The sequence below is a fragment of the Streptomyces chengmaiensis genome (assembly GCF_029846775.1).
Lineage (GTDB): Bacteria > Actinomycetota > Actinomycetes > Streptomycetales > Streptomycetaceae > Streptomyces > Streptomyces chengmaiensis.
Genome location: NZ_JARWBG010000001.1, coordinates 158,936 through 184,545, shown reverse-complemented (window position 1 = coordinate 184,545; position 25,610 = coordinate 158,936). Strand labels below are relative to the sequence as shown.

Sequence of the window (25,610 nt, the reverse complement as noted above, 5' to 3'; positions counted from 1 at the left end):
GGGAGTGCGGGGGGTGCTGGGAGTGCGGTTTCACAGGTGCTCCTCAACGAGGTCCGGACGTTCAAGGGGGTGTCCGTGCATCACTGCGCACCCTGCGGGGCTCACCGCGGGGTGTGTCCGGTGAGAGTAGGGAGGTCTGGACCAATCGTCAATAGGTCCAGACCATAGCCGGGGAGGTCTCCGTCGGCCGGGTTCACACACCCAACTCCTGTGCCAGCACCGCCGCTTGCACCCGGCTGCGGAGCTCCAGCTTTCCCAGGAGCCGGCTGACATGCGTCTTGACCGTCGCCTCGGCCATCGAGAGGCGTACGGCGATCTCGGCGTTGGACAGGCCCTCGCCGAGGCAGGACAGCACCTCCCGCTCCCGCCGGGTCAGCACGTCGAGCACCCCGGGGCCGGGGGCGTCCGCGGGTTTTGTCTTCGGGGCCGTGGGGGCGGCGAACTCCGCGATCAGTCGCCGGGTCACGGCGGGGGCGATCAGGCCTTCGCCGCGCGCCACCGTGCGCACCGCCTCCAGCAGATCCCTTGCCTCGGTGTTCTTCAGCAGAAAGCCCGCGGCCCCGGCACGCAGGGCCCCGAACACATACTCGTCCAGATCAAAGGTCGTCAGCACCAGCACATCGGCCAGCCGCTCTCCGACGATCAGGGCGGTCGCCGACACCCCGTCGAGACGCGGCATCTGAATGTCCATCAGCACCAGATCGGGGCCCAGCTCACGGGCGAGCCGCACCGCCTCCTCGCCGTCCGCCGCCTCGCCCACGACCTCGATCTCCGGTGCGCTGCGCAGAATGAGCACCAGTCCGGCGCGTACGGCGCTCTGGTCCTCCGCCACCACGACCCGGATCGTCATAGAACGCTCTTCCCTTCGTCCATGGGCAGCTCCGCCCGCACCCGCCAGATCTTCCCGCCGTCCGCCGCGGCCGTCGGACCCGAGTCGAAGCGGCCCGCCAGCAGCGTCGCCCGTTCGCGCATGCCGACCAGCCCTGCGCCGGAGCCCGGCGCGCGCGGACCGTTCGCGCCGTCGCCCCTCTCGTACGGGCTGTTCACCAGGACGGTCAGGCCCCACGCGTTCTGGGTGAGGGTGACCGTGACCTCGCCGGGCGAGGCGTGCTTGAGGGCGTTGGTCAGCGACTCCTGGACGATCCTGTATGCGGCGAGCTCCACCGGCGCGGGCAGCGGGCCCTGCCCGTCCCGGGCGTCGTGCAGGGCGAAACGCAGCCCCGCAGGTGCGCCATGGGCCTCGGCCTGCTCGATCAGCGCGTCCACGGCGGCGAGGCTCGGCGCGGCCGCTGCCGGGGAAGCGGCCGCCGGATCCGTGCCGCCGCTGTCGCGTAGCAGCCCGATCAGCCGGCGCATCTCGGCCAGCCCCTCGACGCTGTTCTCCCGGATGACGGAGAGCGCCTCATGGCTGGTCCCGGGGTCGCCGATGGACAGCGCGGCCGTGGAGTGGATGGCGATCGCGGAGAGATGGTTGGCGACCATGTCGTGCAGTTCGCGCGCCATCCGGGCACGCTCGGCGACCACCGCCTGGGTGCGGTCGACCTCCGCGAGCAGCTTGGTCTGCTCGGCACGCAGCCGGGCCGCCTCGGCGGCGTCGCGGTGGTCGCGCACCACGACCCCCGTCAGGGCGGGGGCGAGCGACACCAGCCCGGTGACGACGCCGATGACCAGCGCTTCCGGTGTGCGGAACCAGGCCAGAAAGCCGATGGTCACCGCCACAGTGATCAGCCCGCAGCTGACGGGGATGCGCCGCGCGGCCGCCGGGGTGCCATAGAGCACTGCCGCGTATATGACGTCCGTGAACATCACGATGGTGACCAGATTGCTCTGTGTGAACTGATCGGCCACGATCGCCACGGTGCCGGTCACCAGGGCGGTCTGCGGCCAGGTTCTGCGGAACAGCTCCGCGCCCGCCATGACGGCGAGCGGCAGCAGCACCCAGGCGCCCTTCAGCGGCCTCTCGTCCACGGGCGCCATGTGCAGCCCGAGGGCCCAGAAGACCAGACCGCCGACGAGACCGGTCAGCGCGATCAGCGCGTCATGGCGGTGGGGGCGGGGGAGTCTCACCGCTCCATCAAACACGGCGGGTCGGACCGGGGCCTCCTCGTAGGGGGTGACCTGCGACTACATCGAAGGATGCAGTGCCACCTCGTCACTGGCGACGACGCTTTCCCGCCCGCCGGCCGAGAACCTGGGACGGGTACACCGGGGGAGTCACGGGGGAACGACGGGAGAGCGCTGTGATCGTCACGCTGATCGTGGTCTGTGAGGTCGGCTTCTGGGTGCTGCTGGCGCTGGGGCTCTCGCTGCGCTATCTGGCGCGGCTGCCGCGGCTGGGTGCGGGCGTGCTGCTGCTGGAGCCGCTGCTGGAGGTCGTGCTGCTGGTCGTCACGGCCGTCGACCTGAAGAACGGCGCGGAACCGGACTGGAAGCACGGGCTCGCCGCGCTCTACATCGGTTTCACGGTCGCCTACGGCCACTACACGATCAAGTGGGTCGACGGCCACTTCGCCCACCGCTTCGCCGGCGGCCCCCCTCCCGTCAAGGCCCCGCGGTACGGCTCCGCCCGTGCCAGGCACGAGGCGAAGCTGTGGCTGCGCACACTCCTCGCCGCGGCCGTCGCGGCCGTGCTGCTCCAGTTCGCGATCTGGTACGTGGACGACCCCGGTCGCACGACGCCGCTGACGGACTGGCAGACGGCGGCCGGGCGGGCGGTGGCGATCCACGGGCTGATCGCGCTGAGCTACACGATCTGGCAGAAGAAGCCGCCGAAGGGGGAGGAGGGCGCGGAGCGGCGTCCGCCGGTGAGGGTGGACCGCTAGGGGCGGCGCTCCGGGGGTTCGACTCCTGAGCTGGCTGCTATCCGGCTAATCGCGACGGTGGCGAGGACGAAGGCCACGTCGGCCATCGCATGCTCCTAGATACGGGAACGGTCCTCGCAGGACACCCGGGCCGACCTCCCCGCACGCGATGATGCGGCGCGAACGCCGAGGGGAGGGTCAGCAGACCCAGTCTTTGAGGGGTTCGGTGTCGAGGGTGATACCGACGGGGTCGGGGAGGTGGATGGTGCGGCCGAAGGGGCGCCGGGCGAGGTTGGCGTAGGTGTCGCCGTCGGGGTCGGTGTACACGAGGGTTTCGCAGGTGTCCCGGTCGATAAGCAGGTAGACGGGGATACCGGTCTGGGCGTAGGCGCTCGGCTTCTCCTCGCGGTCTTGCTTGTCGGTATCGCTGTCGTAGGAGGTGACCTCGACGATCATGACCACCTGGCTGGGATCGGCCCATTCGCCCTGGCCTGCGAAGCTGCCCTTGGGGGCGAGAGTGCCGTCGGGCTTGGCGTGGCCCTTGCGGTAGCGCTCGACGCGCAGGCCGCGTTCGGGGTAGAGCCACAAGTCGGGGCGGTGCTGCATGCAGCGTTCCATGAGCCAGCGGATGATCTCGTCGTGGTCGCCGTCCGGCACCGCTTTGACTCCCAGCCTGCCGTGGATGAACTCCATCCGGACGCCTTCGCGCTCGGCGGCGGCGGCGATGCGCTCGAACTCCTCGGCCAGCATCTGCGGCCGGTCCTCAGTGACGGTCACCACACACCTCCCGCGTTCAGTCTAAGCGGGGCAGAAGCCGAGGGGCAGTAGTGCCGACGGCTGTTGCGTGCCGAACAGGTGTGTGGCGCGTGGGTAGCACCGTGGACTCAGGGGGATGGAAACAGGGTATTTGTCTGGGTTCTCCGGCGTTTTCGCAGGCCAGGAAGGTAACGGCTTCGGGTTCTGTTCCCCTGCCCCGCCTTTCCCGAAGCCGGGAGCGGAGCCCCCGGCTTCGGGAGTCAGCGCTCGCCGCCCGGCACCCACAGCACGTCCCCGACCTCCCGGTTCGCCGCCCTGGCGAGAATGAACAGCAGGTCCGACAGACGGTTCAGATACGTCGCCGTCAGCGGGTTCATCGTCTCTCCGTGCACCTCCAGCGCCGCCCATGTGGACCGTTCCGCGCGGCGGACCACCGTGCACGCCTGGTGCAGCAGGGCCGCGCCGGGGGCGCCGCCGGGGAGGATGAAGCTGCGGAGCTTCTCCAGGGGTTCGAGGAAGACGTCGCAGTCGGCCTCGAGCTTGTCGATGTACGACTGCTCGACCCGCAGCGGCGGGTGCTCGGGGTCCTTCACGACCGGGGTGCACAGGTCCGCGCCCACGTCGAAGAGGTCGTTCTGGACGCGGACCAGGACCTTGACGACGGCCTCGTCCAGCCGACCCAGCGCGATCGCGGCGCCGATCGCGGCATTGGCCTCGTTGGCATCGGCGTAGGCGGCGATCCGCAGGTCCGTCTTGGCGGTGCGGCTCATGTCACCGAGCGCCGTGGTGCCGGTGTCGCCGGTGCGGGTGTAGATGCGCGTCAGATTGACCATGCGACCAGCCTAGTGAAGGGCGGCCCGGCTCAGCTCTCCGCGCTGCGGAACACCCGTGTGCCGACCGTCACGGCGAGGACCGCGAAGCCCGCGGCGACCAGGGCCCCTGCAGCATGGAGGCCGTGGCGTACTCGCCGACGTACGCGTCCCGCATCGCGTCGACGAGATACCGGAACGGCATCGCATGGGAGAGTCCGTCCAGCCAGCCCGGTGCGAGCGTCATCGGCAGCATCAGCCCGGACAGCAGGATCGACGGCATGGCGAGCGCGTTGACGGCGGGTCCGAACTCCCTGCGCCGCTGTCCGCCCGACAGCGCGGCGGTCTTCCGGTCCAGCAGCTCCGCGAGGGCGAGGGCGTGCGCGAGTTCTTCCGCCCGGGCTGCGGCACGGGACTTCGGCAGGCGGTACGGCCGCCCCTGGGTGATCAGCTCCTCCCGCACGGTCACCTGCGGGTCGACGCCGCCGGACTGGTGCGGCTGCGACATAGCCGGTCGCGCGCCGTACACCCCGCGGGTCGCGCACCAGATCGCAGCCCGCCAGGGTCGCCGCCCCCGCGGTGGGCGCCAGCAGGGTGGTGAGCATCCGCAGCGTGGTGGTCTTTCCCGCGCCGTTCGGGCCCAGGAAGCCGAGGATCTCGCCGCTGTGCACGGTCAGGTCGATGCCGCGCACCGCTGTGACGGGTCCGCTCCTGGTCTCCACCGCCGTACTGCGCGAACTGCACCCGGGAAGTCCAGGCCGTCTCCCCGGCCGTCGGCCTGATCGACGGATATGCCGACTTCATGCGCGTGGTCATGGAGGCGCACCCCCTGCGCTCCCGGCTCTGGGCCATCCAGCAGGAGGTCGTCCTGCGGCTGGAGGAGACCCTCCGTGCCGAGACCGGCGCGGCGGACGACGACCCCCTGCCCGCCCTCATGGCCGGTCAGCTCGCCTGGATCCAGTCCGCCCTCATGGGGTGGATCGGCGCGGAGATGGTCAAAGGCCGCAAGGCCGCCGAAGTCTCGCGCGGCGCACTCGCCCTCCTCGACGACATGGAGGGGATGCTGGGGGAGCAGGTGCTCAAGTACGCCGTCCGCGAGGGCTGATGGGCGCGCCGACGGGCGGCCGCTGCGCCGTACCGGTGTGATGTCCGTCATCTGAGACGTGACGCGCATCTCTTCACCGCCACTTGGCGGCGCGCGACCGCTAACCTCCGGCAGAGCGTCCATACGTATACGCACAGTCGCCCAGTCGCGCGGTCGCGCGATTGCACGGCCGTACGGGACAGTCGTTCACACACAGCCGAAGGGGTGCCGCAGTGGCCAGGAAGCTCGCCGTCATCGGAGCCGGACTCATGGGGTCCGGAATCGCGCAGGTCTCCGCCCAGGCGGGCTGGGAGGTCGTGCTGCGCGATGTCACCGACGGCGCGCTGGCACGCGGCAAGGACGCCATCAAGACCTCGTACGACCGCTTCGTCGCCAAGGGCAAGCTCCAAGCCGCAGACGCCGAGGCCGCGTTGGCCCGCATCACGACCACCACCGACATGGACGCCGTCGCGGACGCGGACGTCGTCGTCGAGGCCGTGTTCGAGAAGCTCGAGGTCAAGCACGAGATCTTCCGTACGCTCGACAAGCTCGTACGGGACGAGACGGTCCTCGCGTCCAACACCTCCGCCATCCCGATCACCAAGATCGCGGCCGTGACGGAGCGCCCGGAGCGGGTCGTCGGCGCCCACTTCTTCTCGCCGGTCCCGATGATGCAGCTGTGCGAGCTGGTGCGCGGCCACAAGACCAGCGACGAAACCCTGGCCGCCACGCGGGAGTTCGCCGAGTCGGTCGGCAAGACCTGCATCGTCGTCAACCGCGACGTCGCCGGCTTTGTCACCACCCGGCTCATCTCGGCCCTCGTCGTCGAGGCCGCCAAGCTGTACGAGTCGGGCGTCGCCTCCGCCGAGGACATCGACATCGCCTGCAAGCTCGGCTTCGGCCACGCCATGGGCCCACTGGCCACCGCCGACCTGACCGGCGTCGACATCCTGCTCCACGCCACCTCGAACATCTACACCGAGACCCAGGACGAGAAGTTCGCCCCGCCGGAGCTGATGCGCCGCATGGTGGACGCGGGCGACATCGGCCGTAAGAGCGGGCAGGGCTTTTACACCCACTGACCCGCTGCCGCCGAGTCCGGATCACCCTCTGGAGTGAATTCGGTATCGGTTCGCTTACAGACGGCAACTTCCCGGCTTACGGGGCCGTCAGTTGTTGAAAGAAAAGAGTCACCAGCACGATCCGGCGCCGCTCGGCGCCACGCGTACGCACCAGCACCGCGCACATACGCACACACCTGTCACGGACCAGCGGAGCACTCTCGGGGAGCGCATATGCACATCAGGGGCGACCACGCCGAGCTCGTCGTCGGGGGCCGCCTCGACGTCCGCAGCGCGGCGGACGCCCGTACGGCCCTGCACTCCGCCGTCGACGGCGGACACGGCGACCTCGTGCTCGATCTGACCGCCCTCGACTCATGGGACGCCACCGGACTCGGCGTCATCATGGGCGCGCACCGACGGGCCGGCCGCTGCGGCCGCCGGCTCGTCCTGCGCGGAGTGCCGCCGCAGATGCAGCGCCTGCTGGTGGCCACTCGGCTGCACCGCATCCTCGCCGTCGAAGGCGGCCTCGCAGCGGAAACGGTCCCTCGGGTCTGATCGGCGCGAGCCGGCCCGTGCCGGGGTAAGCCGGGCCGTGCCGGTGTGACCTGGTCCAAGCCGGGCGGGAACCTCCCGACGCGCCCAATCATCATGAGAATGTGACGTGACGGGCGGCGCGGCACCCCGCCCGTTCGGCAATACTGAGCGAACGTCTAGGGTTCCGGAACGCCTCACCGTCGGATCGGTCCAGAGCTCGACGGTGACAAAGCCGAGCAACCGCATCTGGGGGGCTAGGACCATGGACAACGACAGCTTCCGCGAGGACGCGGGCAGCGGCCTGCCGCGGGCGACGCGCGACGCCGCCGCCCCCGATCTCGGGCCGTCCGGGGCGGCGTCGCCCGCCAGGACCGTCCAGCTGGTGTCGGGCGACTTCCTCCTCACGGTCAACCCCGTCGACGGCAGCGAGATCGAACCCTGCCCGCCCGGTGAGCGGCCCGATCGCCCCGAGCGCCACAGCCCCTCCGAACGCGCCGAACTGCGCCGCGCCGCCCAGCCGCCCGTGCCGCCCGGCCCCGCCGCCCCGCGGCTCCCCCTGCTGGAGCGGGACGAGAAGCGCGGCCAGCTCGTCCGCCTGCTCGGCCGCGGCCGCTCCATACGCCTCACCGGCCCCGTCGGCTCCGGACGCACCACTCTTCTCAATGTCGTGGCCGAGGAGTGCGCAGACCTCGCCCCCGACGGAGTCATACGGCTCAACGGCCTCGGCCGCACCCCCGCCGAGCTGCTGTACGACCTCTTCGCCGCGGTCTTCCGCGCCCCCCGGCACCGCCCGGAACGGGACGAACTGCTCACCTACGTCGCGGAGATCGGCGCGATCGTCGTCCTCGACGACCTGGAGTTCGGCGGCGCGCCCCTGGACGAACTGCTCGACGCCGCGCCCGAGTGCGCCTTCCTCTTCGCCGCCGCCCCCGACGTCGCCGCGCCTTCCTCCGACTCGCACATCGAGGAGATGGTGCTCACCGGCCTCGGCCGCAGCTCCTCGCTGGAGCTGCTGGAGCGCGCCGTGGACCGGCCGCTGACCGAGGACGAGACCAACTGGGCGGGCGACCTCTGGTTTGAGTCCGAAGGGCTGCCCCTGCGCTTCGTACAGGCCGGCGCCCTGCTGCGGCAGTGCGACAGCCTGCGCGCCGACCCCGAGGCCGTCGAGGACGCCAGCCCCTTCGAATCCGTCGGCGCCATCGAGGTGCCGCTGCCCACCCTCGGCGAGGGCGCGGCCCCGGCCGGCCTGCTGGCCTCCCGGATGAGCGCCTCCGCCCGCGAGGCCCTGCGCTTCGCCGTGGCACTCGGCGACGAGGTGCCCCACCAGGCGCATCTGCCGGCACTCGTCGGGGACACCCACGCGGACGCGGCCCTCGGCGAGCTGATGAGCTGCGGGCTGCTCTCCGCCGTCGGCGGCCGCTACCGGCTCGCGCCCGGAGTGGCCGCCCAGCTCACGGAGAAGGGCTACGCCGACGACGCCACGGCCCACGCCCACACCGCCGCCCAGCACTACGCCTGGTGGGCGGGCCACCCCTCGGTCAGCCCCGAACGGGCCGCGGGCGAGGCGGACGCGATGCTCGCCGCCCTGAGGGCACTCGTCCCCAGCGAGGAGGCCGGACACGCCAGCGCGGCCGTCCTGCTGGCCCGCAGCGCCGCCCCCGCCTTCGCCGCGGGCATGCAGTGGGGCGTCTGGGAGAAGACGCTCCGACTGGGCTCCGAGGCCGCCCGAATAGCGGGCGAAGTGGCCGAAGACGCCTACTTCCACCATGAACTGGGCGTGCTGGCGCTGTGCAACGGCAATGTCGACCGGGCCCGCGCCGAGTTGGAAGCCTCCATCGGCATGCGCGGCGCCCTCGCCGACAAGAGCGGCACGGTCGCCGGCCGCAGGGCGCTCGCCCTCGTCTCCGACCAGGCGCGGGGCGACTCCGGCGCCGTCGCGCCCCCGCTCACCGTGGGCGACGACAGCCCCGCGGCCCCCCGTCCCCCGTACGACTCGTCCGAGGCGCCGACCGCGGGCCTCCCGGCGATCGTCTCGCAGACCTTCTCCACCTCCGACCGGAAGCCCGCGTCCGCGTCTGCTCCGGGACCTTATCCCGGGTCGGTGCGGCCGGAGCTGCCGCCGGGCGCGGCGGCGTCGCGGGGACCGCTGGACGACGAGCCCATGACCGTCATGACGAGCCGGGTCGCGCCCCTCGCGCCCCTCGCGGGCCTCAAGGACCGGTTGTCCGGCGGTGTGTCCGGAGTGTCCCGGCTGTCGCTCCTCAGCGGGGCCCGGCGCAATCTGGTGGCCGTGGGCGCGGGCGCTCTGCTCGCCGCCGTGCTGGGCACCGTGGTGACGCTCGGCGCGACCTCGGACCAGGAGAATCCTCCCGGGGAGAAGGTGCGCCAGGGCCAGTCGGCGAACGAGGACGACACCGACACCGGCCTCGACGCGGATGTGCCGGTCGCCGACACCCCCAGCAGCCTCCACGCCCCGAGCGACGCGCCCTCGTCCTCTTCCTCGGACGGGACGACGCCGAGTCCCGGCTCCTCGTCCTCGGTCCCGGCGGCGGGCGGCGGCTCCACACCGACGACGGGGCAGTCCCGCCCGGGTCAGAATCCGACGACCCCCGGACAGCCGAGTCGGACGCCGACCCAGACGACGCCGGGCACCGGTTCGCCGTCGTCGCCTACGCCCAAGCCCTCGCCGACGGACTCTGGCGGGTCGCCGACGCCCACCCCCACACAGACGGAGCCGGGCCCGACGCCTGACCCGACGCCCACGGGTACGGAGGACTCCGGCGGTGAGGCCGGCGGCACCGGCGAAGGCGGAGGCGGCACCGGTACGGACACCACCGCCAGCGCCCCCCACGCCACCCCCACCACCGCGACCTCGTCGGCCGCCTCCGGCTCCGCCGACTCGCCCGCCGAGACCGGGTCGGAGCCGAGCAGCGGCTCGCCCTCCGGTTCGGGGTCGGGCAGCCCCGTCATCTGACGGTCCGGCCGGGGCGGACGCCCCTCGAACGCGCTCGGCCCCGGACGGCGATGCCGTCCGGGGCCATGCTCGCGCCCGTCGCGCTCAGAAGAGCCGCAGCTTGTCGTCCTCGATGCCGCGCAGCGCGTCATAGTCCAGCACCACACAGCCGATCCCGCGGTCCGTCGCCAGCACCCGCGCCTGCGGCTTGATCTCCTGGGCCGCGAAGACGCCCTTCACCGGTGCCAGGTGCGGGTCGCGGTTGAGCAGTTCCAGATAGCGGGTGAGCTGCTCCACACCGTCGATCTCACCGCGTCGCTTGATCTCCACTGCGACGGTCCCGCCGTCCGCGTCCCGGCAGAGGATGTCCACCGGCCCGATCGCGGTGGGGTATTCACGCCGGATCAGGCTGTAGCCCTCGCCCAGTGTCTCGATCCGGTCGGCGAGTAGCTCCTGGAGATGGGCTTCCACGCCGTCCTTGATGAGTCCGGGGTCCACGCCCAGTTCATGCGAGGAGTCATGGAGAACCTCCTCCATGGTGATGATCAATTTCTCGCCTGCCTTGTTGACCACCGTCCATACGCTGTCCTCGTCTTCCTTCAGCGTGCACGGCGGGGACATCCAGTTGAGCGGTTTGTACGCTCTGTCGTCCGCGTGGATGGACACGCTGCCGTCCGCCTTGACCAGGATCAGACGGGGGGCGGAGGGCAGATGGGCGGTGAGCCGGCCCGCGTAGTCCACGGAGCAGCGGGCGATGACGAGACGCATGGTCCGCAACGCTACTCGACGGACGCGGTCGCGCGCGATTCGCCCTGGAAGCCCCGTTCGCCGATGGCCGGTTGTACTCCCAATCTTCTGGTGCCCTCTGGACAGCGCACTTACCGTGGAGACGGGAGGTCGTCGGTTGTGCACTCTGCGTCGCTGTGCGTCGTCGATCCGCCGCGCACGTCGGCGCCTCCTTCCCTGCCCGTAAGGCCTCCGTCCTCACTCGGGGGCCGCGAGAGGAGAACTCATGTCGCTCGACGTCTCACCGGCGCTGTTGGATCAGGCCGAGCGAGGCGAGGTCGACGAAGCCGCCTTCGTCGACTGCGTCCGGACCTCCCTGCCCTTCGCATGGGAGATGATCAGTTCTCTGGTGGCTCAGCTGAAGGTGGACGGCGGCGACTTCGCCGACAACCAGACGCCTCCGCCGGACGAGCAGGCCCGCGGCCAGCTGCTGCGCGCGCTCGCGAGTGACGCCATACGCGGCGCGCTGCAGAGGCACTTCGGAGTACGTCTGGCGTTCCAGAACTGTCACCGCGTCGCGGTGTTCCCTCTGGACCCCTCGGTGGACAAGCGGCTCGCCCGCTTCACCTCCTCGCGGGCCCAGCTGCTCAACCAGTCGCCGGAACTGCGCGACTGCTGAACTTCTGCTGCCGCTCCGCATCGCGGGAGGTGCATCTGGTGGCGGGGCGGCAGCGTCAGCCGAGCGGAGTCAGTCGAGCAGCGTCGGTCGAACAGAGACGTCGGGCAGCGTCAGTCGAGCAGCGGCAGCACCTCGGCGCCCAGCCGCCGGACGTTCTCCTCGGTGGCCGCCAGATCTCCGGAGCCTTCGGCGAGCAGGGCGAAGCGGGTGATGCCGGTGCGCTCCGAGGTGGCCGCGATACGGTCCGCGGCGAGGCGGGGCGGGCCCACCGGGTGCAGGGAGCACAGCAGTTCGGTGTAGGACACCGGATCGCGCATCGCGCGGCGCCGCCCGTCGACGGTGACATGGGCGTCAAGCCCCTGCTTGAGCCAGCCCGGCATGGCCTTCACCAGAGTCTGCGTCGCCTCCTCCCGGCCGTCCTCGATCTGTACCACTCCGGCGGACACATGTGCGGCTTTGTCCACTTCTTCCTGTGAACGGCCCGCGGCAAGCGCCTGCTTGCGCCATAGTGCGACCATGTCCGCCTTTTCTTCGTCGCCGCAGTGCATCCCCAGCAGCATCGGGAGGCCGCGCACCGCGGCCCGCTCGACGCTCTTGGGAGACGTGCAGGCGATGACCACCTCGGGCCCGGAGCCGCTGCCGGACCCGGCGGCCCCGTCGGCGGCGGAGTGCGGGTCGGCGATCAGCTCGTCGGGCCTGGGCACGACGGCCACTTCGCGGAAGCTGAATCGTTCCCCCTCGTGTCCGACACGGGGTTCGCGCAGCCAGCGCAGCAGCAGGTCGAGAGACTCGGGGAAGTCCTTCTCGTATGCCTCCAGGCCTGCGCCGAACACCTCCAGGTCCACCCAGGGGCCGCCGCGGCCCACGCCCAGGGTGAACCGCCCGCCGGAGGTGAGGTGCAGCAGCGCCGACTGCTCCCCCAGCGCCACCGGATGGACGGTCGGCAGCACGCTGACGGCGGTGCCGACCCTGATCCGCCGGGTGCGGCCCAGCAGCAGCGCGGCGAGCGTCACGGCCGACGGGCATACCCCGTACGGTACGAAGTGGTGCTCCGCCAGCCACACCGAGTCCAGCCCGGCCTCCTCGGCGACTTCGGCGCTCCGCACCGCTCGATGCAGCGCCTCCCCCTGCCCTTGGCCCGGAAACTGGGCCCCCAGTACGAACGTTCCCACGCGCATCGCCTTCTGCCTCCTTGCGGCCGACGCGTCACTCCCCCTGACCGCATTAACGTCTGACACGTGCCATGGGCACGGCCATCCGTGAAGTTCTTGCGATTTTCCGGTAACTCATGATGACGGTCGTCACCGTGGAGGGTCTTGCGGTACACGTACCCGCTGACACGGACCGTAGGCTGGAGGGGAACTGTCCGGACTTGCCCCGTGAGGTGTCACGTGTCCCCGCGCCGCAACCGCCCCCGTGGGGGCGAGCGATCCGACGAACGCCGCAGTGAAACGGCCGGCCGGTACGGCGGGTTCGGGCGCAGCGAGTCCTGGCAGGGCGAGGAGTGGTCGGTCCGCCATGTCGCCGGGGCGAGTGCCGCGGGTAAGACGTACCGCTGCCCCGGCTGCGATCAGGAGATCCCCTCCGGCATGCCGCATGTGGTGGCGTGGCCGGAGTACGGCGGCGTCGACGACCGCAGGCACTGGCACAAGGCGTGCTGGAACGCGAAGGACCGCCGCACCGCGAGGGTGCAGCGGTCCCGTAACGCGCCGAGGCACTGAGCAGGCCGGCAGGCTGACGGGCCGCGTGCCCGGCCCCGGTCAGATGCGCCTGGTCAGATGTGCCTTGTCGGACGTGCCCGGTCAGCCGTGCCCGGCCCCGGTCGACATGCTCGGTTCTGACGTGCCCGGTCGACGTGCCCCGTCAGACGTCGCGCGTGCGGAGCAGGGCGAACGCGCCGGCCATCGCGACCGCCGTCACGCCCATGACGATCCACAGCGGCTGCCAGCCGGTCGGCCCGGACGTCGTCACCGCGGAGTCGTAGAGCACGCCGATCTGGTTGGGGATCGAGTACTGGAACAGCGCCTCCTGCACATCGCGGAGCGACTCGGAGAACATGAAGATCGCGACCACGAGGGGAAGCAGCATCACCCCGATCATGATGGTGATCGCGCCCGCCGAGTGCCGGATCAGCGCGCCGACGGCCAGCGCCAGCAGACCCAGGACCGCGACATAGAGACCGACGCCCACGGTGGCGCGGAACCAGTCCTCGCCCGACGGCTCGCCGCCGACGATGCCGACCTGCACGGCGCCGACGATCGCCGTCGTGACCGTGGTGAGGGTGAAGACCAGCAGGAAGAAGACGATCGCCTTGGCGGCCAGCACCCGGCCGCGGCTGGGGCAGGCGGTCAGCGTCGTGCGGATCATCCCGGTGCCGAACTCCGAGGAGATGGTCAGCACGCCCAGCGTCATCACGCAGATGCTGCCGAGCAGCACCCCGGAGAAGCCGAGGGAGAGCACCGACTGGCCTTCGAGGTCGGGATCGGCGGCGGCCACGAGGCTCGCCGTGAGCAGCCCGAGGCCGACCATCAGCACGATCATCACGCCGAGCGTCCACATCGTGGAGCGCACCGAGCGGATCTTGGTCCACTCGGAGGCGAGGGCGTCGCCGAGGTGGGTGTTGCGCACCGGGATCGGCGAGGTGTAGGAGGCGCCGGGTGCGCCCTGCTGCTGGTACGGGGTGGTCATCGGGCGTCCTCGGACGTGGTCGGGCCGGCGGGCGGAGCAGTGGGGGAGGAGGGAGCAGCGGGGGCGGGGCCGCCGGGAGCGGCAGCGGGCGGCGCGGGAGTCCCCTGTGCATCGGGGTGCTGGCCCGGCTGGGGTGGCGGCGGGGCGTAGAAGCCCTGCTGCGGCACCTCGGGGATCTGCTGCTCGTGTCCCGGAACCGGCCCCATGGCGCCCATCGGCGGCTGCTGCATCAGACCCGCCTTCTGGTCGGCGGTGGAGCGGTAGTCGACGGCGCCCTGCGTCATCCGCATATAGGCCTCCTCGAGCGAGGCCTGGTGCGGGGAGAGCTCCCACAGCCGTACGTCGGCCTCGTGAGCGAGGTCGCTGATGCGCGGCAGCGGAAGCCCCGTCACCCGCAGCGCGCCGTCCGGCTCCGGCATGACCTGGCCGCCGGCCTCCGTGAGGGCCGCGGACAGTTTCTCGCGCTGCTCTGCCTCGGTCTGCGGGGTGCGGACCCGGGCGAAGTCGGCCGAGTTGGCCGAGATGAAGTCCCTGACGCTCATGTCCGAGAGGAGCTGGCCACGGCCGATCACGATCAGATGGTCGGCGGTGAGCGCCATCTCGCTCATCAGATGGGAGGAGACGAAGACCGTACGGCCCTCGGCGGCGAGCTGCTTCATCAGATTGCGGACCCAGAGGATGCCCTCGGGGTCGAGGCCGTTGACCGGCTCGTCGAAGAGCAGCACCTGCGGATCGCCCAGCAGCGCAGCCGCGATGCCCAGGCGCTGGCCCATGCCGAGCGAGAACCCCTTGGAGCGCTTCTTGGCGACCTCCTGCAGGCCGACCACGCCGAGCACCTCGTCGACCCGGCGGGCCGGGATGCCGGACAGCTGGGCCAGCGACAGCAGATGGTTGCGCGCGCTGCGCCCGCCGTGCACGGCCTTGGCGTCCAGCAGCGCGCCGACCTGCCGCGGCGCGTTCGGCAGCTGCTTGAACGGACGGCCGCCGATTGTCACATGGCCCCCGGAGGGCTGGTCAAGCCCGAGGATCATGCGCATCGTCGTCGACTTCCCGGCGCCGTTGGGTCCGAGGAACCCGGTCACCAGCCCCGGCCTCACCTGGAAGGAAAGGTTGTACACGGCCGTCTTCGCGCCGTAGCGCTTGGTCAGGCCGACTGCCTCGATCATTCTCCAGCCCCATCGACTTTGCGGGTCGTCGGGCACACGCCGCCATCCGGCCGTACGCCCCCGTAAGAGTTAGGAGGATAGCCGTGCCTTGACGGTTCCGGCCAAGCCGAAAGTGACCGGCAGATGGCCGACGGGGTCGGGACGCCCCTCCCGGCCTGGTCAGGCGTCGCGCTTCTTCAGCACCAGATAGCCGCCGAGCAGTGCCGCCGCCACCCACGCGCACATGATCCCCAGCCCGCCCCAGGGTCCGTACGGGGCTACATCGCTGCCCAGGGCGTCCGGCACCACCTGCATGATCTTTGAGCCGGCCTGGTCGGGGAAGTACTGGGCGACCGTCTTCGCCTTTGGCACGGAGATCAGGATCTGGGAGACCAGGAAGAAGAACGGCACCAGGATGCCCAGGGACAGGATCGAGGAGCGCAGCATCGTCGCCACGCCCATCGAGAACAGCGCGATCAGCCCCATGTAGAGGCCGCCGCCGATGACCGCGCGCAGCACGTTGTCCGCGCCGAGCGTCGTACGGTGCTCGCCCAGCAGCGCCTGGCCGGCGAAGAAGGCCAGAAAGCTGGTGACCATGCCGACAGCCAGCGCCAGCGCGGTGGCCACCGCCATCTTGCTGAAGAGGAACGTCGCACGCTGCGGAACCGCGGCCAGCGAGGTGCGGATCATGCCCGAGCTGTACTCGGTGCCCACGACCAGCACACCGAAGACCACCATGGCGAGCTGGCCGAGGATCATCCCGGAGAAGCTGACGAACGTCGGGTCAAACGTCGCCTGCTCCAGCTCGGACAGCTCGTCGAAGGTGGCTTTCATCAGGGCGCTGATCCCGGCGCTCATCGCGACGGTGACCACCAGGGCGCTCACCAGCGTCCAGACGGTGGAGGAGACCGTACGGACCTTGGTCCACTCGGACTGCAGGACGGCGGGTACGGAGGCCATCGGTCACGCTCCCTTGCGGCTGCTGCGACGGCGCCGCCGCTCTTCGTAGCTCCGGCCCCACTGCACGGCCGGCTGCCCCGGCTGATCCGGCGCGCCCGGCGGGGTCGGCGCGCCCGGAGGCGCCTCGGCCGGGACGCCGTGCTCGCCCGCGGCATGCGCGTGGTACTCCACCGAGGCGGCGGTCATCTGCATGAACGCCTCCTCCAGAGAGGCACGTTGCGCGCTCAGCTCATGCAGGGTGATCTGATGCCGGGCTGCCAGCTCCCCGATCTGCTCGGCGGTCGCACCGTCGATCTCCAGCACACCGCTGCCCGCCTCGACGGCGGTCAGCCCCTCGGCGCGCAGCACGTCGAGCACCCGCTCCCGCTGCGGTGAACGCATCCGCACATAGCTGCGCGAGTTCTCCTGGATGAAATCCGCCATCGACGTGTCGGCCAGCAGCTTTCCCTGCCCGATCACAATCAGATGATCGGCGGTCAGGGCCATTTCGCTCATCAGATGGGAGGAGACGAAGATCGTCCGTCCTTCGGCGGCGAGCTGCTTCATCAGATTGCGGATCCAGTGAATTCCCTCGGGGTCAAGGCCGTTGACCGGCTCGTCGAACATCAGGATCTCGGGATCGCCGAGCAGCGCGGATGCGATGCCGAGCCGCTGGTTCATACCGAGCGAGAAGCCCTTGGACTTCTTCCGGGCCACGGCCGTGAGACCGACGAGGTCCAGCACCTCGCGCACCCGGGACGCCGGGATGCGGTTCGACTGGGCGAGACACAGCAGATTGTTGTAGGCGCTGCGCCCGCCGTGCATCGCCTTGGACGCCTCCAGCAGCGCCCCGATGTACTTCAGCGGCTCCGCGAGGTCCCGGTAGTGCCTGCCGTCGATGCGGACCGTGCCGCTGGTCGGATTGTCGAGGTCCAGCATCATGCGCATCGTGGTCGACTTGCCCGCGCCGTTCGGCCCGAGGAATCCCGTCACCACGCCCGGCCGCACCGTGAAGGACAGATGGTCGACCGCCACCTTCGCGCCGAAGTGCTTGGTGAGACCCTCGAGCTCGATCATGCGGCCACGCTAAGGGGGAAGCCTGCCCTCCGCCACCGGGCGGCGCCACTTTTCGCTGCGGACTCGGGTGCGGACTCAGCTGCGGACTCGGCTGCGGACACAAACGCCGGAGGGGCTGATCTCTCAGCCCCTCCGGCGCTCGGGGAACGGGGTCCGGGCGGAGCCCCTGAAAGCTCGGCGGTCAGCGCGACTGCTGAGCAGGAACTCCCCGGGTGATCGGCTCGTCGTCCGCGGGCGCGCCCGCCGCGGCCACCGCGGCGCCCGTCAGCGTGGCCAGCATCTCGCGGACGTTGGTCAGCTGGGCGTTGATGGAGTCGCGGCGGTTCGTCAGCGCCGCCAGCTCGCGCTCCGATTCGCTGCGGATGCGGTCCGCCTTGGCGTTGGCGTCGGCCACGATGTCCTCGGCCTGGCGCTGCGCCGTCTCCACCGTCTGACGGGCCCGGCGCTCCGCGTCCGTGCGCAGCTTCTCGGCCTCCAGCCGGAGCTGCTCGGCGCGGTGCTCGATCTCCGCCAGCCTCTTCTCCGCCTTCGCCTGACGCGATGCCAGGTCGCGCTCGGACTGCTCGCGCCGCTTGGCGAGGTTCGTCTCGAAGTCGGCAGCGGCCTGGGCGGCCTTGGCGCGGGTCTCCTCGAAGAGCGCGTCCGCCTCCTCCCGCTTGGACTGCGCGTCCTTCTGCGCGTCGGCGCGCAGCGTGCTGGCCTCGCCCTTGGCCTTCTCGACGATGCGGACGCCCTCGTCCTCCGCCTTCGCCTTGCGCTCCGCGGCGAACGACTCGGCGTCATTGCGTACCTGCTGGGCGGCGGACTCGGCGAGTTCCCGGTGCTGCTCGGCAGCGCGGCGGGCCTCCTCGCGCAGGTCCTTCGCCTCTTCCTCGGCGAGGCGGAGGATCTTCTCCACGCGCGCACCGAGGCCCGCGTACGACGGCTCCGCGTCGTTGACCTGGGCCTGGGCGTTCTGCGTCTCGAGGTGGAGCTCCTCGATGCGCTTCTCCAGAGAAGTGATGCGGGCCAGAGCACTGTCTCGGTCTGCGACGAGTTTGGTAATGCGGTCATCCACCTGACCGCGGTCGTAACCACGCCGCACGAGCTCGAAGCCGAAGGGGGAGGAAGTGTCGCTCATGGGGTTCCTGTCGAATGAGACCGGTGAGGTGTTAGGGGGAATCCTAGGGGTCGAAGCGGCGTGTCATCGAGCGTATGCCCGTTTGATCTGGAGAATGTCCAGCCTTTTGAGTGGCTAGCCGTCGGACGACTTGCCACTCGAACGTGTAACTCCGGCCGTGGCGCCCGCTTTGACTCCCGAGCCCTCTTTGCCGCCGCCCCCGGGGGCTTCGAAAGACTCCAACGCCTCGAGCACATCCTGGACACGGGAGATCTCCGCCTGAATGTCCTCGCGCCTGCGCACCAGCACCTCCAGCTCCCGCTTGCCCTCGGCGATCAGCTCGTCCGCCTCCCGCTCGGCCTCCGCCTTGACCGCCTCGGCCTCCCTGACGAGCCCGGCCTTCTTCTGCTCCGCCTCCTTGAGCAGCCCCTCCGCACGCTTGACCGCGGCGATCCGCACCTTGCTCGCCTCCGAAGAGGCCTCGGACATGAGCTCCTTGGCCTTGGCCTCGGCTTCCTCCCGCTGCTCGGTCGCGGCCTTCACCAGCTGGTCGGCCCGCTCGCCCGCGGTCTTCAGCTGCTCGGCGGTCTCCTTGCGGGCCCGCTCGTGCAGCTCCTCGACCTCCGCCTCGGTACGGGCCCGCAGCTCCTCGCCGCGTTCCCTTATGGCGGCCGCGTCCCGGCGTGCGCCGACGAGCAGCTCGTCGGCGTCCGTACGGGCCTTCTCCACCAGGGTGTTGCCCTGCACCGTCGCCTCGGAGACGATCCGCTCGGCCTCCTTGCGGGCCGCGCCGACCATCGTGTCGGCCTGCTCCTCGGCCTCCGTGGCGGCGCGCAGCGCCTCCTCCTGGGCCTTGGAGATGAGCTGATCCGCCTGCTCGGCCGCGTCCGCGCGACGCTTGGCCGCCGCCTCGCGGGCCTCGTCGACGGTGCGGTCGGCCTCCTCGCGCGCCTCGGAGCGCATCTTCTCGGCCGCCGCCTCGGCGTCCGCCCTGACCTTCTCCGCCTCGGCCGCGATCCGCCCGGCCGCCTGCTGCGCCGACCCCACCGTCTCGGCGGCTTCGGCGCGCAGCCGCTCCGCCTCGCCGGCGGCTTCGGCGATGAGCTGGTCGGCCTGCTCGGCCGCGTCCGCGCGGCGCTTGGCCGCCGCCTCGCGGGCCTCGTCGAGGACCTGTTCGCCGTCGGCGCGGGCGGCGGCGCGCAGCTGCTCGGCCCGGGTCTCGCCGTCGGCCTTGACCTGTTCGGCCTCGGTGCGCAGCCGGGCGGCGTCCGCCTCCGCCGCAGCCAGCACCTCGGCAGCCTCGGTGCGCAGCCGCTCGGACTCGGACGTCGCCTCGCCGATGAGCAGATCGGCCTGGGCCGCCGCGTCGGTGCGGATGCGGTTAGCGTCCTCGCGAGCCTCGGCTCGGGTACGCGTCGCGTCCTGCTCGGCGGAGGCCAGCGCGTCGGACGCCTCGGTGCGCATCCGCTGCGCGTACTCCGAGGACTCGGTGCGCAGCCGCTCGGATTCGGCGATCGCCTCCGAAACGGTGCGCTCCGCCAGCTCCTTGGCCGCTTCCGTCTCCTCGTGCGCACGCTCCCGCAGCCGGGTGGCGTCCTGCGAGGCGCGCTCCCGCTCGTCGTAGGCGTCGGTGCGGACCCGGTCCGCCTCCTCCTGCGCCTCTGTACGCGTGCGCTCCGCCGCGTGCTCTGCAGCGGACCGCAGCCCGGCGATCTCCTCCTCGGCCTGCTCGTGCAGACCGGCGACCGAGTCCCGCACCTGCTGCGCGGTCTGCTCGGCGGCCGCGACCATCTCCGAGGCCCGGTGCTCGGCCTCCTCGACCAGGCGCTGGGCCTCGGCCTCCGCGTCCTCGACCCGCTTGCGCGCCGAGGCCAGCAGCTCCTCGCTCTGCTCGCGCGCCCGCCGGCGCTCCTGGTCGGCCTCCGCTCGGGCCGAACCGAGGGTCTCCTCCGCCTCACGGCGCCGCCGGGCGGCCTCCTCCGCCGCGGCGGCCAGCGCCTCCGCGGCCTCCGCGCCCACCCGCTCGGCCGCCGCGGCCGCCTCGGAGCGGATTCGGTCCGCGTTCTCCTGCGCCTCGGTGCGCAGCCGCTCCGCTTCCGCGGCCGCCTCGCTCTGCAGCCGGGACGCGGCCGTCTCGCCCTCCGCACGCGCCGCCGAGGCGTCGGCCGCGGCCTCGGTGCGCAGCCGGTCCGCCTCCTGCTCGGCCTGCTCCCGCAGCCCCCGCAGCCGCTCGGCCGCCTCGGTGCGCAGCCGCTCGGTCTCCTCGGCCGCCTCGCGCCGGATCCGCTCGCCCTCGCCGCGCGCCTCCGCCAGCGCCTGCTCCGCCGCGGCAAGCCGCTCCTCGGCCTCCGCGTGCAGCCGGTTCAGCTCCTCGGCGGCTTCCGCTCGCCGCGCCTCGACGCCCTGCTCGGTCTCCTCGCGCAGCTGCGCTGCGGCCTCCTCGGCCGCCGCCGTCACCGCCTGGGCCTGCTCCTCGGCCTCGGTGCGCAGCCGCTCGGCCTCGGCGCGGGTCCGCTCCAGGGTCTCCTCGGCCTGCCTGCGCAGCGTCGTGGCCCGCTCGATGGCCTCCGTACGGACCTTCTCGCTGTCCGAGCCGGCCGCGGCCCGCAGTTCGTCGGCGTCCGTGCGGGCCTTCGTCAGCAGCTCCTCGGCGGTGCGGGCCGCCTCCTCGATCTGCTGCACGGCCTCGCGGCGGGCCTCGCCGCGGATCCGCTCGCCCTCCGCCACCGCCTCGGCGCGCAGCTGCTCGGCCTCGCCGCGCAGCCGCCGCGCCTCCTCCTGCAGCTCGACGGTCTTGGCGCGGTACTCCTTGGTGTCGTCCTTGGCGGCGCCCTTGAGCTGGTCCGCCTGGTCCTCGGCCTCGGCGCGCAGCCGGTCCGCCTCGGCCTCGGCCTCGCGGCGGATGCGTTCGGCCTCCTCGGCCGCCGCGCGGGTGGTGCCCTGGGCGTCCTCCGAGGCCTTGCTGAGCACCTCCTCCGCGGTGCGCGCCGCCTTGGCGAGCTGCGCCGCGGAGTCCTCGGCCGCCGCCGTACGCGCTTTCTCCGCTGCCTCGGCGACCAGCTTCTCGGCCTCGGCGCGGGCGTCCTGCAGGGCCTGCTCGGCCTCGGCCTTGAGGGCTTCGGCCTCCTTGGTGGCCTCGCCGACCAGCCGGGCGATCTCGGCCTTCGCGGTGCGGGTGCGCTGTTCGTTGACGGATTCGGCGGACGCCAGCTGCTTGGCGGCCGACTCCTTGGCCTCCGTGAGGACCTTCTCGGACTCCGTGCGCGCCTCGCGCAGCCGCTCGTCCGCTTCCTGAATGCGCTGTTCCGCGGAACGGCTGAGCTCCGCGGCCTGCTGCCTGGCCTGCTCGGACTCGGCCGTGGTCGACGAACGCAGCTGCTCGGCGTGGGCGGTGGCCTCCTGCGCCTGGCTGGAGGCGGCGTTGAGCAGCCGCTCGGCGTCCTTGCGGGCGCGGAGCAGGATCGCCTCGGCCTCGCTGCGGGCGGTCTCCGCTTCGGAGGAGACCCGCCTGCGGGTCTCCTCCGCCACCCGCGCGGCCTCGGCGCGGGCGGTGGCCAGGGCCTGCTCGGCCTCGCTGCGGGACTCCTCCAGCAGCCGGCGGGCCTGGGACTCGCTGCGGGCGCGGAGCTGCTCGGCCCAGGCGACGTTCTCGTTGACATGCGCCTCGACGGTCTGCCGGCGCTCGGCCAGCTCCCGGTCCAGCTGCTGGCGGCGCTGGTTGGCCTCGGCGTGCAGTTCGGCCTGGAGCCGGGCCTGGTGCTCGGCGTGCTCCTGGAGGATGCGCTGGGTCTGGGCGCGGGCCTCGCGCAGTTCGCGCTCGGCGTCCATGCGCATCTGGTCGGCCTGGAGCTGCGCGTTCCGCAGCATCTGCTCGGCCTGGTAGCCGAGGTCCGCGCTGTCGTAGGCAGGACGGGACGCGAGAGCGCGCCGCGCCTCATGGAGCTTGGCGCGCAACACCTCGACCTGGTAGCCGAGGTCTTCGGCGTGCTGGACGGCCTTCTCCCGCTCGGTCTTCAGCCGGTCCATCTCGGCTTCGAACCGCGAAAGGTGGTCGTCGTCAGCTCGGTGGCTCTCCTGGCGTTCGTAGCCCCGCACTGCGCGGTCCCATCCGTCCCCTGGTTAACAATTCTCCACACGAGCACCGTCCGACGGCGAACGGCCCCCCGGGGAATGGTGACAGATCAACGGCGGGGACGCGGCACGGCCCCGAACCCGGCCCCGGCCCGGAACAGCCCACTCTACCGGGCCGGGGATGTGTGCGGTCAGTGCTCCGCAGAGTCGTCCGGGGCCGAGGTGACCAGCTCCGTCAGCACTCCGTGGCAGTCCTTGGGGTGCAGGAACGTGATGCGGGAGCCCATCGAACCGATACGGGGCTCGTCGTACAGCACACGTACGCCCTTGTCCCGGATCGACTGCGCGTCCCCGTCTACGTCCGCCGTCCCGAACGCGATGTGGTGCACGCCCTCGCCGTTCTTGGCCAGCCACTTGCCGACCGCGGAGTCCTCGCGGGTGGGCTCCAGCAGCTGGAGGTAGGAGGCCCCGCCGTCGGAGGTCTCGTTGATCTTGAGCATGGCCTCGCGCACGCCCTGCTCCTCGTTGACCTCGGTGTGGAAGACCTCGAAGCCGTACGTGGCCCGGTAGAACTCCACGGTCTTGTCGAGGTCGAAACAGGCGATCCCGATGTGGTCGATTCGCGTCAGCATGCCCCCAGTGCAGCGCTCCGGACACGGTTACGCAACGTGCGCGCGATCACACCGGTCGGCCGGTGACCCGACCGCGTACCGCTCAGTACATTTGAGGTAAACCCTCGTTCACTCCTCAGCCGTCGCGCTGGAAGGGGAATCGCGCCTCATGTCTGGAACGACCGGTACCACCTCAGTGATCGTCGCGGGCGCCCGTACGCCCATGGGCCGTCTGCTCGGCTCGCTCAAGTCCTTCTCCGGCGCCGACCTCGGCGGCTTCGCCATCAAGGCGGCGCTGGACCGGGCGGGCATCTCCGGCGACCAGGTGCAGTACGTGATCATGGGCCAGGTGCTGACGGCCGGGGCGGGCCAGATCCCGGCCCGGCAGGCAGCCGTCAAGGCCGGCATCCCGATGGGCGTGCCCGCGCTCACCGTCAACAAGGTGTGTCTCTCGGGCCTGGACTCCATCGCGCTGGCCGACCAGCTGATCCGCGCCGGAGAGTTCGACATCGTCGTGGCCGGCGGCCAGGAGTCCATGACCAACGCACCGCATCTGCTGCCGTCCCGCGAGGGCGTCAAGTACGGCTCGATGCAGGTGCTCGACTCGATGGCGCACGACGGCCTCACCGACTCCTTCGAGGGCATCGCCATGGGCGAGTCCACGGAGAAGCACAACGCGCGCCTCGGCATCGGCCGCGCCGAGCAGGACGAGATCTCCGCGCTCTCCCACCAGCGGGCGGCCGCCGCACAGAAGAACGGCCTGTTCGAGGCCGAGATCACCCCGGTCGAGGTGCCGCAGCGCAAGGGCGACCCGGTGCTGGTCACCAAGGACGAGGGCGTGCGGCCCGAGACCACGGCGGAGACCCTCGGCAAGCTGCGCCCGTCCTTCGCCAAGGACGGCACGATCACGGCCGGCTCGTCCTCGCCGATCTCGGACGGCGCGGCAGCGGTCGTGGTGATGAGCAAGGCCAAGGCCGAGGAGCTCGGCCTGGAGTGGATCGCGGAGATCGGCGCGCACGGCAATGTGGCGGGCCCGGACAGCTCCCTGCACTCCCAGCCGTCCAACGCCATCCGCCACGCGGCCGGCAAGGAGGGCATCGCCGTCGAGGATCTTGACCTCATCGAGATCAACGAGGCGTTTGCCGCGGTGTCGGTGCAGTCAATGAAGGAGCTCGGGGCAAGCCCGGAAAAGGTGAACGTCAACGGCGGCGCCATCGCCCTCGGCCACCCCATCGGCATGTCCGGCGCGCGCCTGGTGCTCCACCTTGCACTGGAGCTCAAGCGCCGGGGCGGCGGAGTGGGCGCGGCGGCGCTGTGCGGCGGCGGCGGCCAGGGCGATGCGCTGATCGTCCGGGTGCCGGTGAAGTAAGAGACGCGACGGTACGCGAAACAGGGAGCTGTGTGATGGTGGACGTCCCCCAGCTGGTCGCTCAGGCGAGGGAGGGCCGGCCGAGGGCCGTCGCCCGGCTGATCTCCCTGGTGGAGGGGGCGTCCCCGCAGCTGCGCGAGGTGATGGCGGCGCTCGCCCCGCTGGCCGGCAACGCCTATGTGGTCGGGCTGACCGGTTCGCCGGGCGTCGGCAAGTCCACGTCCACGTCGGCGCTGGTGACGGCGTACCGGCGGGCCGGGAAGCGGGTCGGCGTGCTCGCCGTCGACCCGTCGTCGCCGTTCTCGGGCGGCGCGCTGCTGGGCGACCGGGTGCGGATGTCGGAGCACGCCTCCGACCCCGGCGTCTACATCCGCTCCATGGCCACCCGCGGGCATCTCGGCGGCCTCGCCTGGGCCGCCCCGCAGGCGATCCGCGTCCTGGACGCGGCCGGCTGCGACGTGATCCTCGTCGAGACGGTCGGCGTCGGCCAGTCCGAGGTGGAGATCGCCTCCCAGGCGGACACCTCCGTGGTGCTGCTGGCGCCGGGCATGGGCGACGGCATCCAGGCGGCGAAGGCCGGCATCCTGGAGATCGGCGATGTGTACGTCGTCAACAAGGCCGACCGCGACGGCGCGGACGCCACCGCCCGCGAACTCAACCACATGCTGGGCCTGGGCGAGGCCCGCACGCCCGGCGACTGGCGGCCGCCGATCGTGAAGACGGTCGCGGCGCGGGCGGAGGGCGTCGACGAGGTCGTCGAAGCCCTGGAGAAGCACCGCGCCTGGATGGAGGAGCACGGCGTCCTCGCGGAGCGCCGCACCCGCCGCGCGGCCGACGAGGTCGAGGCGATCGCGGTCACCGCCCTGCGCGCCCGCATCGCCGACCTGCACGGGGACCGCCGCCTCGGCACCCTCGCGGAACGCATCGTCGAGGGTGATCTTGACCCGTACGCGGCGGCGGACGAACTGGTGGCGGGTCTGACGGAGGGGTAGGGCCTTTCCGGGGGCTCCGCCCCCGCGCCCCGCGCCTCAATAGCCGGCGAGGCTTGAAGTTGCCCGACGTGCGGGCAGTTCAAGCCCGTCCGGCGATTGAGGACACGGCCGAAGGGGAGGGGCTCCTCCCAGCGGCAGCTGGGGGGTGAGGGCACGCCCTTCAGACCGTACGGGGTCTGGGGGTTTGCCCCCGGTTTCGGGAGGGGGCGGGGC

General features: G+C 71.6%; 22 protein-coding genes and 1 pseudogene. 9 read left to right on the top strand and 14 right to left on the bottom strand.

Features of this window, described 5'->3' with window-relative positions; genetic code table 11:
- Positions 1-193: 193 nt before the first annotated feature.
- Together QCN29_RS00760 and QCN29_RS00755 are read right to left on the bottom strand one after the other, a co-directional pair.
- Positions 194-850 carry a response regulator transcription factor gene (locus QCN29_RS00760; protein ID WP_279925458.1) on the bottom strand — a complete coding sequence of 219 codons (657 nt, stop codon included), beginning with the start codon at positions 848-850 and terminating at the stop codon, positions 194-196.
- Positions 847-2,067: a sensor histidine kinase gene (locus tag QCN29_RS00755; protein WP_279925457.1), complete on the bottom strand. Its 1,221-nt coding sequence runs from the start codon at positions 2,065-2,067 to the stop codon at positions 847-849. Before QCN29_RS00755 ends, QCN29_RS00760 begins: the two co-directional genes overlap by 4 nt.
- Before the next feature lie 173 nt (positions 2,068-2,240).
- On the opposite strand from QCN29_RS00755, the gene QCN29_RS00750 reads away from it, so the two are divergent.
- Positions 2,241-2,822: a hypothetical protein gene (locus QCN29_RS00750; RefSeq protein ID WP_279925456.1), complete on the top strand. Its 582-nt coding sequence runs from the start codon at positions 2,241-2,243 to the stop codon at positions 2,820-2,822.
- 177 nt (positions 2,823-2,999) lie between these two features.
- Here QCN29_RS00750 and QCN29_RS00745 read toward each other — a convergent pair whose 3' ends face one another.
- The 3 genes and pseudogenes from QCN29_RS00745 to QCN29_RS00735 all read right to left on the bottom strand — a co-directional run bounded on the left by QCN29_RS00745 (position 3,000) and on the right by QCN29_RS00735 (position 5,088).
- Positions 3,000-3,578: a Uma2 family endonuclease gene (locus QCN29_RS00745; RefSeq protein WP_398859069.1), complete on the bottom strand. Its 579-nt coding sequence runs from the start codon at positions 3,576-3,578 to the stop codon at positions 3,000-3,002.
- A gap of 239 nt (positions 3,579-3,817) precedes the next feature.
- On the bottom strand, positions 3,818-4,390 hold the full coding sequence (locus QCN29_RS00740; protein WP_279925455.1) for a cob(I)yrinic acid a,c-diamide adenosyltransferase: 573 nt from the start codon (positions 4,388-4,390) through the stop codon (positions 3,818-3,820).
- Positions 4,391-4,419: 29 nt separating this feature from the next.
- Positions 4,420-5,088: pseudogene (locus QCN29_RS00735) on the bottom strand (ATP-binding cassette domain-containing protein).
- An 80-nt stretch (positions 5,089-5,168) separates the two neighbouring features.
- Between QCN29_RS00735 and QCN29_RS00730 the strand changes: the two are divergent.
- The 4 genes from QCN29_RS00730 to QCN29_RS00715 all read left to right on the top strand — a co-directional run bounded on the left by QCN29_RS00730 (position 5,169) and on the right by QCN29_RS00715 (position 10,022).
- Positions 5,169-5,471, top strand: coding sequence for a hypothetical protein (locus QCN29_RS00730; protein WP_318036679.1), 303 nt, complete (start codon positions 5,169-5,171; stop codon positions 5,469-5,471).
- Between the two features lie 212 nt (positions 5,472-5,683).
- Complete coding sequence (locus tag QCN29_RS00725; protein ID WP_279925454.1) at positions 5,684-6,532, top strand: 3-hydroxyacyl-CoA dehydrogenase family protein; 849 nt, start codon at positions 5,684-5,686, stop codon at positions 6,530-6,532.
- A 213-nt stretch (positions 6,533-6,745) separates the two neighbouring features.
- On the top strand, positions 6,746-7,069 hold the full coding sequence (locus QCN29_RS00720) for an STAS domain-containing protein (RefSeq protein ID WP_279925453.1): 324 nt from the start codon (positions 6,746-6,748) through the stop codon (positions 7,067-7,069).
- Positions 7,070-7,310: 241 nt separating this feature from the next.
- Positions 7,311-10,022: an ATP-binding protein gene (locus QCN29_RS00715; protein ID WP_279925452.1), complete on the top strand. Its 2,712-nt coding sequence runs from the start codon at positions 7,311-7,313 to the stop codon at positions 10,020-10,022.
- 84 nt (positions 10,023-10,106) lie between these two features.
- On the opposite strand, the gene nucS is transcribed toward QCN29_RS00715, so the two are convergent.
- Positions 10,107-10,769: an endonuclease NucS gene (nucS, locus tag QCN29_RS00710; RefSeq protein ID WP_240135039.1), complete on the bottom strand. Its 663-nt coding sequence runs from the start codon at positions 10,767-10,769 to the stop codon at positions 10,107-10,109.
- Between the two features lie 244 nt (positions 10,770-11,013).
- Between nucS and QCN29_RS00705 the strand changes: the two genes are divergently transcribed.
- The gene (locus QCN29_RS00705; RefSeq protein ID WP_279925451.1) at positions 11,014-11,406 is read left to right on the top strand and encodes an SCO5389 family protein; all 393 of its coding nucleotides are present in this window, start codon (positions 11,014-11,016) and stop codon (positions 11,404-11,406) included.
- 110 nt (positions 11,407-11,516) lie between these two features.
- Here QCN29_RS00705 and QCN29_RS00700 read toward each other — a convergent pair whose 3' ends face one another.
- The gene (locus QCN29_RS00700; protein ID WP_279925450.1) at positions 11,517-12,584 is read right to left on the bottom strand and encodes an LLM class flavin-dependent oxidoreductase; all 1,068 of its coding nucleotides are present in this window, start codon (positions 12,582-12,584) and stop codon (positions 11,517-11,519) included.
- 213 nt (positions 12,585-12,797) lie between these two features.
- Here QCN29_RS00700 and QCN29_RS00695 point away from each other — a divergent pair, with 213 nt between their 5' ends.
- A complete protein-coding gene (locus QCN29_RS00695) occupies positions 12,798-13,127 on the top strand; it encodes an ATP/GTP-binding protein (RefSeq protein ID WP_240135042.1) in 330 nt (109 codons plus the stop codon).
- 142 nt (positions 13,128-13,269) lie between these two features.
- On the opposite strand, the gene QCN29_RS00690 is transcribed toward QCN29_RS00695, so the two are convergent.
- From QCN29_RS00690 to mce, 7 genes are all read right to left on the bottom strand, one after another.
- Positions 13,270-14,094, bottom strand: coding sequence for an ABC transporter permease subunit (locus QCN29_RS00690; RefSeq protein WP_279925449.1), 825 nt, complete (start codon positions 14,092-14,094; stop codon positions 13,270-13,272).
- A complete protein-coding gene (locus tag QCN29_RS00685; RefSeq protein ID WP_279925448.1) occupies positions 14,091-15,260 on the bottom strand; it encodes an ATP-binding cassette domain-containing protein in 1,170 nt (389 codons plus the stop codon). Before QCN29_RS00685 ends, QCN29_RS00690 begins: the two co-directional genes overlap by 4 nt.
- Before the next feature lie 159 nt (positions 15,261-15,419).
- On the bottom strand, positions 15,420-16,199 hold the full coding sequence (locus tag QCN29_RS00680) for an ABC transporter permease (RefSeq protein ID WP_240135045.1): 780 nt from the start codon (positions 16,197-16,199) through the stop codon (positions 15,420-15,422).
- Positions 16,200-16,202: 3 nt separating this feature from the next.
- Positions 16,203-17,255, bottom strand: a complete 1,053-nt coding sequence (locus QCN29_RS00675; RefSeq protein WP_279925447.1) for an ABC transporter ATP-binding protein — start codon at positions 17,253-17,255, stop codon at positions 16,203-16,205.
- Positions 17,256-17,436: 181 nt separating this feature from the next.
- Positions 17,437-18,375, bottom strand: a complete 939-nt coding sequence (locus tag QCN29_RS00670; RefSeq protein WP_240135047.1) for a coiled-coil domain-containing protein — start codon at positions 18,373-18,375, stop codon at positions 17,437-17,439.
- A 114-nt stretch (positions 18,376-18,489) separates the two neighbouring features.
- Positions 18,490-22,449, bottom strand: coding sequence for a polarized growth protein Scy (gene scy / locus QCN29_RS00665; RefSeq protein WP_279925446.1), 3,960 nt, complete (start codon positions 22,447-22,449; stop codon positions 18,490-18,492).
- A 167-nt stretch (positions 22,450-22,616) separates the two neighbouring features.
- Entirely contained in the window at positions 22,617-23,057 is a 441-nt protein-coding gene (gene mce / locus QCN29_RS00660; RefSeq protein ID WP_240135049.1) for a methylmalonyl-CoA epimerase, read from the bottom strand.
- Positions 23,058-23,205: 148 nt separating this feature from the next.
- Here mce and QCN29_RS00655 point away from each other — a divergent pair, with 148 nt between their 5' ends.
- The gene (locus QCN29_RS00655; RefSeq protein ID WP_240135050.1) at positions 23,206-24,405 is read left to right on the top strand and encodes an acetyl-CoA C-acetyltransferase; all 1,200 of its coding nucleotides are present in this window, start codon (positions 23,206-23,208) and stop codon (positions 24,403-24,405) included.
- Between the two features lie 35 nt (positions 24,406-24,440).
- Positions 24,441-25,397: a methylmalonyl Co-A mutase-associated GTPase MeaB gene (meaB, locus tag QCN29_RS00650; RefSeq protein WP_279925445.1), complete on the top strand. Its 957-nt coding sequence runs from the start codon at positions 24,441-24,443 to the stop codon at positions 25,395-25,397.
- Positions 25,398-25,610: the final 213 nt, after the last annotated feature.